The organism is Microcoleus sp. Pol14D4, from assembly GCF_036701245.1.
GTDB lineage: Bacteria > Cyanobacteriota > Cyanobacteriia > Cyanobacteriales > Microcoleaceae > Microcoleus.
Genome location: NZ_JAUBQM010000007.1, coordinates 125500 through 135779, shown reverse-complemented (window position 1 = coordinate 135779; position 10280 = coordinate 125500). Strand labels below are relative to the sequence as shown.

Sequence of the window (10280 nt, the reverse complement as noted above, 5' to 3'; positions counted from 1 at the left end):
CCCATCAAAATCCTGGAAATCATTTTCGACTCCCCTCCCGTATTTTTGCTCGTATCATACCCTAATTCAGCAACGCCGAAGAGTGCAAATAACTAATAACCAAGTAGCAATTATATCATCTCCGGTGACTTAACCATCATATAATCGAAGGGTATTCTCAAATTTCCTTTTATCTCTAAACAGAGATGAAATCTTCAGTGCCCATGAGATTGGGAGCAACGCCTGTCAAAGCAGCTAAAACTTCACCGCTGCTAGCTAATCCAATTAATGTGCCGTTAGTTCCAGCGGAAATTGATAGTTGTCCGAAAGTCAAGCCATTAATTAATTGAATGGTATCTTGAGAGTTGCCGAAATCAGAGATTGTATCAACTCCCAACCCCGCACCTAAAACAAATACATCGTTGCCCGCGCCGCCGACAAGATTATCGTCGCCCAAACCGCCGTTGAGGGTGTCAAAACCTTTGCCACCAGACAGGTAGTCGCTGCCGTCGCCGCCATTAAGGATATCATTGCCCCGCAAACCAGTCAGCAGGTCATCGCCTGCCAAACCGTTGATGAGATCGTTGCCTGGAGTGCCTGTCAGGTTGTCGTTGCCGGGAGTGCCGTTGATGGCGTTTGGAGAGTTATTGATGCCGCCTGGAGTGTTGCCGATGTCAGCAACGAATACGTCTGGGCCGTTGTTGGTATCTCCCGGCACGAGATTGGCGGCCAAAGATGAAAACGCCACTTTCTGCCCGTTGGCCGAGATAGAGGGGTAATTGGAGAAGTTGTTCCCCTGATTGCCTGCTGAGTCAACAAAGGCGCGGGTGGTGGTATTGGTTAACAAGTCGCGCACGAAGATGTCGGTTTGATTGTTAGTATCCCCCGGCACGAGGTTAGTGGCATCAGATAAAAACGCCACAAACCGCCCGTCCGCTGAGATGGAGGGAGAGAAGGAGTTGCTGTTCCCCGGATTGCCTGCTGAGTCTACAGAGACGCGGGTGGTGGTATTGGTTAACAAGTCCCGCACGAAGATGTCTCCGGTATTGTTAGTATCCCCCGGCACTATGTTGGAGGCATCAGAAGAAAACGCCACAAACCGCCCGTCGGCTGAGATGGAGGGAGGGAAAGAGTAGCGGTTCGCCTGGTTGCCTGCTGAGTCTACAGAGACGCGGGTGGTGGTATTGGTGGACAAGTCGCGCACGAAGATGTCGTCGTTATCGTTAGTATCGCCCGGTACTAGGTTGGTGGAATTAGATAAAAACGCCACAAACCGCCCGTCGGCTGAGATGGAGGGGTTATACGAGTCACGGTTCCCGTAATTGCCTGCTGAGTCTACAGAGACGCGGGTGGTGGTATTGGTTAACAAGTGCCGCACGAAGATGTCGTCGTTATTGTTAGTATCCCCCGGTACTAGGTTGGTGGAATTAGATAAAAACGCCACAAACCGCCCGTCGGCTGAGATGGAGGGTGAACCGGATTTATTGTTCCCCGGATTGCCTGCTGAGTCTACAGAGACGCGGGTGGTGGTATTGGTTAACAAGTCCCGCACGAAGATGTCGGTTTGATTGTTAGTATCCCCCGGCACGAGGTTGGTGGCATTAGATTCAAACGCCACAAACTGCCCGTCGGCTGAGATGGAGGGGAACAGCGAGTAGCTGTTCCCCGGATTGCCTGCTGAGTCTACAGAGACGCGAGTAATAGTCATAAGCTCTCATATTTAAGAGTACAAGGAAGGAGATTTCCTAATGTTACTCACAGTACACAAGATAGGCAAGCTCATATTCCCCGCCCGTTTTTGGCAAATTCATCAACTGTTTGCTGCGAAAGTTCGTGAACTGTCATTGCTTGCAAAATGTCAAAAGGCAATGTCAAATGATGGGCGCCAGCTAATAAAGTTTTTACTGCTTCTTCCGGCGATTTAATGCTAGCTGCCAAAATTTCAGTATTTGTTTTTTTCAAGACATCTGCCATATCTTGGACTAAAGCAAAACCGTCTCCCAACAATCTGGTGGCGCGATTCACATAGGCGATCGCATATTTGGCACCCGCTTCTGCTGAGACAACTGCTTGTGATGCGCTGTATATCGCCGTCACCGCGCAAGGAATTTCCGGTGACAAATGCCCTACTGCTTGGAAACCCGCAGCCGTTGCTGGAACTTTCAACACTGTTTGCTGTCCAATTAATTCAAAAGCCGCTTTTCCTTCTGCTACCATGCCATCAACATCAGATGCCATTAGCTGATAATACACTTCCCCAGGAATCAGTTGTGCCAGTTGTTTAAGGGTTTGCTCGGGAGATAACTCGCTTTTTGCCAAAAGTGTCGGATTAGTAGTAATTCCCGCTATCCATCCGAACTTGCTGGCCCGTGCGGCTTCCGCTACAATTGCAGTATCAACATAAATTGCCATCGGCTCTACACCTTCAGTTTGTTAATAATTTCCAGACGGTTGCTTGCAGATTGATATAAATCCGAGCGAAATTAATTGTTAGTCTTTAACAATATTAGAATCTCGGAAATATTACTGTTAAGTAAATATAACACTTCAGTGATGTGCATCATCGGTAGTAGTGCATGAGTTTTGAGTTTAACAGGACTTAGGCTCAGAAATCCAGTTTATTACCAAAAATTGGTGGAGGACGAGCTATCGGTGAATAAATCGCCTTTCTGAGGAAAATTGGCTAAGTGCTATTTAAGATAGCTAACAAGTGAAATCAAAGCTTTTAAGTCATTTGGTAACTGCGATTGTCTGGTAAGGAAAACTTGACTCGCCAAATCCCGGATACAAATAAATTACATTTGTATTAAGGATTATGTATGCAATAACTCCAGGAGGTGACTCAGAAAATGACCGAAGAAAAAAATCAGCAGCCACAAGTCAGCCTTGAGACATCTTCTGAACAACCCGTGTTGGAAAAACCAGCAGAAACTGCTGAAGAATTGTCGATCGATGTTAAGTTTGAAACTCTGTCTCAAGCGGTTGAAAATAACGCCGAAGAACGTTTGAAGGCTCTAGGTCGCTTAATGATGGTGAGCCTAACTTGGTCCCTGGCGGGGCTTTCCAAACGCGAGTAAGTTATGGAACACTACCGCAACGGGCGAGTTATGATTTGTGAGTTTTGTTGTAAGTTTTGTTGAACTCAAAACTTACAACTCCCGCACTTACATGATGTCCTGTTAGTTGTAATAAAACCTGTTTTTCGGGAAAATTTTAGTCCTTAAAGCAACAACAAAAGTCTTCAACAGACCACTCATGAATTTTATTTTATTCCTTCAAACGGTCCCAAAAAAGTCGGTTCTGGACGGGTAACGCGCACTTCCCAAAGCGCTTTGAGGACTGCAAAAAATTCGCGGAAAGTGTAGCGAATCATGCCCTTTGGGCGAAATTTGCCCCAATCCGGCGTTCCTAAACCGATCGCCTCTACGCCCAACTGGCGGCAGGTATAAACAGCGCGGGCTAAGTGAAAGTTTTGGGTAACTAAAACAGCCTGGGTTATGCCAAAAATCTCTTTCGCCCGGTAGCAACTTTCATAGGTGCTAAATCCGGCATAATCGAGAATGATATTATTAGTCGGTACGCCCTGGGCTGCGGCGTAGTCCTGCATTGCTTGGACTTCGTTGTAATCTACGCTGCTATTGTCTCCTGTCATCAAAAGTTGGTCCACTCGCCCCGCTTTGTACAAATCGACGGCTGCTTGCACTCGATCGGCTAACATTGGGCTTGGAGTGCCATCTTCCCAAACTCCGGCACCAAAAACTATAGCGATGGGTTCTGCCGGCACGTTAGCTATATCGCTGTGGCGGTAGTTGCGGGTAACAAGTCGGACGTAGTAGTTGAGTGCTAGGGGTGCGATCGCTGAGGTTAATATTAACAGCCCGATGGCAAGCCGCCATTGAAATATAAAGGATTTAGGCAACATAAATTCAAGTTAACTTCCTATATAATTACAAAAACAGGAAACTTCGCGGGTCTAAAAATTGTCAAGTTACCTAATTTACATTATATTGACAAAAATATGATTCAACAACAGCAAAACTTTGAATTGCTGGAATCACTTTTATGGGAACCCAAAAACGGCTATTTTTTGCTAGACAGACATCTTCAAAGATTAGAGCGATCGGCCGATTATTTTAATTTCCCCCTATCACTAACAGCAGCAAGCAAAGCTTTACAAGCATTAAGTATGACTTGCGGGTCAGTCAAACAAAAAATACGGTTAACAATATCTTGTGAGGGAAACATAACATTACAAGCTCAGACACTAGATAGCGGTATCTTAAAAATCGGTGCATCTGTGGGAATTGCCCGCAAACCGATCGATTCTCAAAACCCATTTCTTTACCACAAGACAACTTACCGATTGCCTTATACAATGGCTTTGGAGTCGCAGCCCGAATATCAGGATGTCTTTCTGTGGAATCAAGATGGAGTTATCACCGAATCCACGATCGCCAATATCGCGATCGATACACCCGCAGGTCTAATCACACCTCCCCTCAAGTGCGGTTTATTACCGGGGACGTTTCGTTCTCAACTTTTAGAGGAGGGAAAAATCAGAGAAGAATTAATTAGCTTAGAGGATTTGTGCAGTACCAAAACTCTATTTCTCATTAACTCTGTTAGGGGTTGGGTACGCCTCAAAAAAGAAGCAAGCCGAGATGTTTGGAAAGTTGTCAGTAATCGCTGATATAACGCTTTCAATCGATTTTAGTAGGGTGCAAACTGTGCACCTTACTACTACAGATAGTCTCAAAATCGACTCGTAGCGTAAGTCCTGAAAGTGTTAACCATAGTGCAATCTATTATGAAACAAATACAACCTTGGTATTGGCGAAAGCTTCCCCTAAATCAGCGCAGCGGATCTGAAATTTTTCAAATTTTATTTCTCGGTCAAACTGCAGACAGTCCAGGCTCAACATCGGATTCTTTCCCCCGCGATATGGCGGTTCTGCTAGAAAGTCCAGTTACATCTTCTACTAACTTGGCACGATATTCTATTTGTGCAGGTTCTCCCCGGATAATTGACGGTCAATCTCAGCTATGGACACCGCCAGTTGGTGAAATTTTACCTTTTTTGCGCGCTCTTTTGGACTATCAAAAGCAAAATTTAGCAGTGAATGTACCGCCGGAAATTCCTTTTACTGGGGGTTGGTTGGGATGGCTGGGTTATGATTTAGCATGGGAAATCGAACACCTGCCCCAACTCAATACCGATCCGCTTCCTTTCCCGGTTAGCTGTTGGTACGAACCAGAATCTTTTGCGGTTGTAGACCGTCAAACGCAAATTCTCTGGTTGGCTGCGAGTCAACCTTCTCACCTTGATGTTATGCAGCATCAATTAGAGCAAACCGAGCGAGAAATAATCCAGAATAATTTACAGGAAAATTATCAACAAAATTCCGCTACTCCTATTTTCCAATTATCTCAGAGTGAGTATAAAGAAATAGTGCGAAAAGCTCAGAAGTATATTCATGCGGGCGATATTTTTCAGGCTAATTTATCTTTGCGGTTTGAAGCCCGTACAGATTGCAGTAGTTGGTCAATTTACCGCGCTTTGCAACGGATCAATCCTTCGCCTTTTGCAAGTTATTGGCAAACTCCGTGGGGGGCGATAGTTAGTTGTTCGCCGGAAAGACTGGTTCAATTATTAGGAAAAAAAGTGGATACTAGACCGATCGCGGGAACGCGACCGCGAGGTTTAACCTGCATTCAAGATGAGAAGTTAGCACAGGAATTAATAGAGAATATCAAAGAAAGAGCCGAACATATTATGTTAGTTGACTTAGAACGCAACGATATCGGGAGAGTGTGTGAATGGGGGTCAGTAAAAGTTAACGAATTTCTGACCGTTGAACGCTACAGTCACGTGATGCACCTCGTCAGTAATGTTATCGGTACATTAAGAGGAGATTGCGACGCGATAGACTTAATTCGAGGGGTATTTCCGGGCGGTACGATTACAGGTTGTCCGAAAGTGCGCTGTCTGGAAATCATCGAAGAATTGGAACCCGTGAAGCGCAATTTATTTTACGGTTCCTGCGGTTATTTGGACTGGCGCGGCAACCTGGATTTAAATATTTTGATTCGCACCCTTTTATATGCACCAAAAAGTGACGGTACGACCGGGGGAGTTGTTTGGGGACAAGTGGGTGCGGGGATTGTTGCTGATAGCGATCCAGAAAGGGAATGGCAGGAGTCGCTGCATAAAGCTCAAGCTCAAGTTAATGCTTTGAAATTAGCGGAAATATTTGATTAGATGCGTCTTGTCTCAAGGGAGATTTTAAGATTATTGAAAATTACGATCGCCGATTTACTTTAGATGTAATACTAATAAAAATTGCTTGGATAAATAAAAATATTGTAGTATTAAGGTTAGGAAAATGTTGGTATGGTATTGCCATGATAATTTTTTGGTAGTCATGCACAGTAACGATAAGCTGTTACGCATTTAAATTGGAAAGTCGGGACAGGCTAGAAGCCCGTCGCACAAGAGTTTTATTGATTTTTGACACACAGTTTAAATGTAGAACAGCTTATCGTTTTCTTATGCAATAATTATAGTGATGTACAAAGTTAAAAATTGCCCCAATATGGTGCAAGCAGTTTTTTTGAAAAAGAGAAGGTTTTACGAACCAAACGAGAAATTCGCTGCCGTAAAGTATTATTAAGTCTTTCAATATGACTGGTTTTTCCCGATTCTTTGCCTACAGGTCGATGTCTTTTAAAAGGTAGCACTTCCTCATCTAGATTCCCAAAAATCAGTATAACAAACAGCACATTGTCTATAGACAGGAGGTAAAGATTGCCAAAGCTCGGACTGAGATCCTCCAAAAAGCCATCTATATTCTTTACGCCCAGGATCGTAGCCGATCGCGATCGCATCCTTTTCCCAAATCTCCAGTACGTTTGCACTTTTTCAGAAATAGTCCGTCCTGCGGCTATTTGCCTTGCTGTCCTTAATATTGGTTCATGAGCAGCCTTCTGTGCCGCTGGGTCAGTTAATGCCAGTGCTATTCCCAGTCAGGCAGTCAACGCCCACTGATTGAAGCAAAAGAATCAGAATAAGTTCGCCATGTCGTGCCCCTACTCGATGCAGGGTTTGTGCGTAAGTCCTGTGGATTTTACTGTACCGTAGCCCAACATTCGGTAGTAGAGTCCCTGTTTGGTAAGGAGTTCGGCGTGAGTACCAGACTCAAAAATCTCGCCCGACTGCATCACAAAAATCAAATCGCAGTCTACGGCAGTTTCAAGTCGGTGCGTGACCAAGATGATGGTTCTGTTGCGACGTAGACGTTGCAGAGTCTCTAGTACCCACTGCTCGTGCTTCAAGTCCAGCGCATTCGTGGGTTCGTCGAGGATGAGTATGGGAGCCTTAGTGACGATCGCCCGCGCAATAGCTAGGCGCTGTCGCTGTCCGCCCGAGAGGTTCTGACCGCCCTCCGCGATTAAAGTATCATACTGCTCCGGCAAGCTTTCGATGAACTCGGCTGCCCCGGATTCGACCGCCGCTTCCCGAATATCGGAGAGCAGAGCATCCGGGCGACCGTAGGCGATATTTTCTGCGATCGTTCCGGGGAATAGTGGGCTGCCTTGCGAGACGAGGGCCATGTGCTTGCGAACATCGGCAATCTTAAGGGTGCGGAGGTCAAAGCCGTCGAGGAGGACGCTGCCCGATGTCGGGTCGTAGAAGCGCGGCAAAAGATTGAGTAGCGTACTCTTTCCCGTTCCGCTAGGGCCCAAAAACGCCACCATCTGACCCGGCTCGATACTAGCACTGATGTTCCGCAAGACGGGTTGCCCAGAGTTGTACTCGAAGCTTACGTCGGCAAGTGCTAGTGTGCGGGGATGGACGGGAAGCGATCGCGCATCAGGCTCATCTTTTATAGCAGGCGGCTCGTCAATGACCGTAAAGACGCGATCGCATGAAGCTACAAACGTCTGGATCTTAGTAGTGAACCCCAACACCCAACCTATCGGGTCCCAGAACTGCCCCAGGTACGCCATAAATACGAGCAGATCCCCGATGGTCACGCCGCCCTGCACCGGACGCAAGAACTGGTCGCGATAAACTAGGTATCCGCCGTAGCCTAAGATTACCCCGCTTCCCAGGGCGAAAACTACCTGAACCGCTAGCGGATAGAGGTTTTCTTGCCAATTAAGCCGAAGGGAGGCCTTGACGCTGCGTTCGACCGCCTGCCCGAAGCGCCGCGACTGCGTTGCTTCTCGACCGAAGGACTGGATTAGCCCGATCGACTCTATACCTTGCTGCATGGTTGAGGTCATCACCGCATCGGTCTGTTTCGACTCAAGGGCTCGACTCCTAATCCTTCCCTCGAAGTACCAATTCGCCAGTATTAAAAGCGGAGTGAACGAAAGCGCAAACACGGTGAGAAGGACGTGGCGCGACAGCATGATCCAGATCATCGCCGTCAGCGTCACCGATGCGGCAGTGGAGCCGATAAGCGTATCGATTACCCCCCAGGGGCCGAGGCTGTCGTAGCTCAACCGATAGATTGCGTCACCCTGCGATCGGGAGCCGTGCCAGCCGAGACTGTGCGCCTGCATTTTGTCGTAGAGTTCGGTGCGAACCCGCAAGGTTCCGTTGTACTGGATGCGGTAGTTCAACATCTTACGCAGCATGAAAACGGTCTCGCTCAGGATTCTAATAATCATCGCGACGAATGCCATTCCGAAAATTCGGTTCAGCGTGCTTTCACCGAACGGAGCAAGAAACAGCGTATGAATCCAGTTGGATTTCGGAGTTGGTGACAAAACCGTATCGACTAGAATCGCTATCGGCCAGGCGTTGAGAAGGTTGAAAAATACCGATGCTCCGATCAACAACAAGAGCGTGACGATCAGCCATAAGTCTTTGCGAAAGTAGGAAATGGAGCGCAGGACGATCCGCACCAACCAATGTTGGTTAATTAACGGCATCACCATTTTTGGTGAATTCTTCTGGCTCTTCAAACGTGCTTTGAATGGAAAATTCATAAATATACTGGGTGCCTCTAAGTAAGACAATGCACCAATTAGGAAGTTTCACCCCAGTCAGAGAAGCTAGAAATTAACTTTGAGTTATAACCTTTGTTGTCAAGCAGGGCAGATGGAATGTGAGATTATTCGACTGGTGCAAGATGTAAGTATAGTTTCGTTGTTCAAGGGTAGCTAGATAGAAAGCGAGCTCGCTTTGCTTCCTGGTGTGATGCAAAGCACGAAACTTTTCGCAAAGCGGTCGCTTTCGTTGAGATAGTCTCAACTTTTTAATCGGAACTTCCCCCCTGCGGTCGATCGCATCCAAGCAAAACCCCCATCAGTCGGGCAATCTGGCTAACGCCCTCCCTCAATAGATGACTACAATATTAGGGAAACCTTCAGTAAATCCAAAGCTCTCTGTTGCAAAGGAGCTGGCATTGTCAGCTTGTCGAAACTAACTGAAACCAGACGCAATTTAGGCTAGACTCGGTTTTTAGCGATTGTCGATAAAATTGTTATTAACGTCCGAAAACTTGGAACTGGAAAACCCTCAGAAGTACATTTTGTTGAAGCTTTCCGTTTTGCTGGAGTTGATGACTTAACCGGGACAACCACCGACCCTGACTCAGAAGCATTCAACCACTCCTCATCCTCAAACAACGACGGACGGTAATCGTTGACACATATGCTCTTCTAAGTAATAAGCTAACACACATAAAAACAGGTGTGCAAGCACCAACAGAAGTTGTATCACTAGGAACAACACCTACAGCATCACTTATAACGGAAACACCACCAATACTGGAAGCTGCAGTGCCAGCGCTAACAGCACCGCAGCCGAAAGCATCAGCAGCAGAACCAGTCCCCGCTCCATCCCAAGAGAGCAGTCTGACTCACCGAATCCAAGCACCCGACAAAGAAATAACGGTCAGGTTTACGGTGGATATGTCCGTCGGGAGCTCACCGCAAGCTGTCGATGCTGGCAGCCAGGACGGGGCGCAAGAAAGTCGATATTGTGCGGATGCTGCTAGAGGACGGGTTGAAGGAGGTGGAGGGGTAAGGGGTGGAAGAATATTTTGAACAATCTTCGTATCATACTTCAACCTTTTACCATATTGAACTTAATTCAGCCGGGGCTTACAGTCTTTCCTATTCCTCAATTATCTTTAGGATTTGCTAAACTTCAATCTATCGTTTATAGGCTGACTTCCTCAATTTTTATATTTCTGTCTCACCCTGATTTCTGTTTTTCTTCTGCCTCAAGTGACATAAGAGAGTTAATAACTCGTTAGAGTCTGTGCGTAAATCCTTCTGCAATAATT

8 protein-coding genes and 2 pseudogenes are annotated in these 10280 nt (G+C 46.5%); 5 read left to right on the top strand and 5 right to left on the bottom strand.

The genetic code is table 11. The features are described from left to right. Positions 1–175: 175 nt before the first annotated feature. Together QUA33_RS05670 and QUA33_RS05665 are read right to left on the bottom strand one after the other, a co-directional pair. On the bottom strand, positions 176–1687 hold the full coding sequence (locus tag QUA33_RS05670; RefSeq protein ID WP_333147163.1) for a calcium-binding protein: 1512 nt from the start codon (positions 1685–1687) through the stop codon (positions 176–178). Between the two features lie 71 nt (positions 1688–1758). Next, positions 1759–2391, bottom strand: a complete 633-nt coding sequence (locus tag QUA33_RS05665) for a transaldolase family protein (protein WP_333147161.1) — start codon at positions 2389–2391, stop codon at positions 1759–1761. 437 nt (positions 2392–2828) lie between these two features. Between QUA33_RS05665 and QUA33_RS05660 the strand changes: the two genes are divergently transcribed. Next, positions 2829–3056: a hypothetical protein gene (locus QUA33_RS05660; protein ID WP_333147159.1), complete on the top strand. Its 228-nt coding sequence runs from the start codon at positions 2829–2831 to the stop codon at positions 3054–3056. 185 nt (positions 3057–3241) lie between these two features. On the opposite strand, the gene QUA33_RS05655 is transcribed toward QUA33_RS05660, so the two are convergent. Further along, a complete protein-coding gene (locus QUA33_RS05655; protein ID WP_333147157.1) occupies positions 3242–3901 on the bottom strand; it encodes an ElyC/SanA/YdcF family protein in 660 nt (219 codons plus the stop codon). 96 nt (positions 3902–3997) lie between these two features. On the opposite strand from QUA33_RS05655, the gene QUA33_RS05650 reads away from it, so the two are divergent. After that, a complete protein-coding gene (locus QUA33_RS05650) occupies positions 3998–4669 on the top strand; it encodes an aminotransferase class IV (protein WP_333147155.1) in 672 nt (223 codons plus the stop codon). 117 nt (positions 4670–4786) lie between these two features. Beyond that, the gene (locus QUA33_RS05645; RefSeq protein ID WP_333147153.1) at positions 4787–6238 is read left to right on the top strand and encodes an anthranilate synthase component I; all 1452 of its coding nucleotides are present in this window, start codon (positions 4787–4789) and stop codon (positions 6236–6238) included. A 277-nt stretch (positions 6239–6515) separates the two neighbouring features. On the opposite strand, the pseudogene QUA33_RS05640 reads toward QUA33_RS05645, so the two are convergent. Together QUA33_RS05640 and QUA33_RS05635 are read right to left on the bottom strand one after the other, a co-directional pair. Continuing rightward, positions 6516–6793 (bottom strand): annotated as a pseudogene (locus QUA33_RS05640) (IS1 family transposase); the annotation flags it as partial. Between the two features lie 272 nt (positions 6794–7065). Continuing rightward, positions 7066–8919 (bottom strand): ABC transporter ATP-binding protein, encoded by a 1854-nt coding sequence (locus tag QUA33_RS05635; RefSeq protein WP_333147177.1) that lies wholly within the window; start codon positions 8917–8919, stop codon positions 7066–7068. Positions 8920–9684: 765 nt separating this feature from the next. On the opposite strand from QUA33_RS05635, the gene QUA33_RS05630 reads away from it, so the two are divergent. Continuing rightward, the gene (locus QUA33_RS05630) at positions 9685–10038 is read left to right on the top strand and encodes a hypothetical protein (protein ID WP_333147151.1); all 354 of its coding nucleotides are present in this window, start codon (positions 9685–9687) and stop codon (positions 10036–10038) included. Continuing rightward, a pseudogene (locus QUA33_RS05625) lies at positions 10002–10250 on the top strand (hypothetical protein); the annotation flags it as partial. The gene QUA33_RS05630 and the pseudogene QUA33_RS05625, both read left to right, overlap by 37 nt. Between the last annotated feature and the right edge of the window lie 30 nt (positions 10251–10280).